This window comes from Weissella sp. DD23 (genome assembly GCF_001579105.1).
GTDB lineage: Bacteria > Bacillota > Bacilli > Lactobacillales > Lactobacillaceae > Weissella > Weissella cibaria.
This window is the reverse complement of record NZ_KQ970418.1, coordinates 1-1,088: the sequence shown is the minus strand read 5'-3', so window position 1 is coordinate 1,088 and position 1,088 is coordinate 1. Positions and strand designations below refer to the sequence as shown.

General features: G+C 43.8%; 1 pseudogene. It reads right to left on the bottom strand.

Annotated elements, in window-relative coordinates:
- Window positions 1-900: pseudogene (locus WEIDD23_RS11930) on the bottom strand (hypothetical protein); the annotation flags it as partial.
- Window positions 901-1,088 lie beyond the last annotated feature (188 nt).

Below are 1,088 nucleotides of genomic sequence, written 5' to 3'. Positions count from 1 at the left end.
CAACATGCTTCGTTGGCGACCAATCTTTGTCAGAACCAAGCCAACTGCTGTAATCGCTGTAATTAGCCAGTGTTGATTAATCGGTTCCGCAAACAAGCCCAGCGAATTCACCAACTGTGAGATCATGCCATTTTGATTTTCGCCATACGCCATCATATTCATTTTGAAATATACATCAATCAACGATTGCAAGGCATGGTGTTGGTAAAAGACACCCAGCATCACCGCCGATGGCACAAGGAAGCCAAGTAACGACAGACCAACTGCCGTGAGTAGGCCACGCCAATTTCGATCAGTTAACAAACCAAAGCCTACGTATAGGAAGAAAATAATTAATGCACCTATCATGGCGTACTTGACCCAAAAGACATAAAACAAACCAAAGCCGGCAATCAGGTACAGCCATGGGCGCAACTGCTTGTTTTGGCGTTGCCATAAGAACGCTAAATAAATGAAGCCCATGATAACCGGGAAGGCAAACTCTTCGGGTGCGCCACCTAATTCAAAGGCGTGCGTACCCACCATCACCCCTGGTCCTAACAAGCCCAGTACGCTAGCAACGTTCTTATTATCAAAATAAAACGCAGCGATTTTGCTTGCAAAGAAGTACACAATCAAAGCGTTAATCACTTCGATAACAAACACGCCGATAAAACTCGTCTTTGAAATAAATGACGCGATAGCAAACAAACCAAACATCAACGGACCACGTTGCTCGACAATGTCACGATACGGCACCATCCCCGAAGCCAACGCCCGGCCCATTGAAAACATTGCATTCGTATCCACCCACTGATTGGTGCGATACACTGGCGAGGCCGACATCGTTACCAACGACAAGCCAATCACCAACATTATCATCACCACAATCAGAATGATACGTCCGATTTTTTTAGTCACGTTTCTCTTCTCTCCTGAATAAAACTAACTCTAAAATTTTGCACTTTCACTGAGATTTAGTCAACTGATTGTGACACTTGGGCAAAAATTGCACTACTATTGCGCATTAAAAAAACTCCGGAAGATCAATTTTCCGGAGCCTTAACCTATTAAATTTTTACTTACCACCCAAATAATAGTAGCCGAAT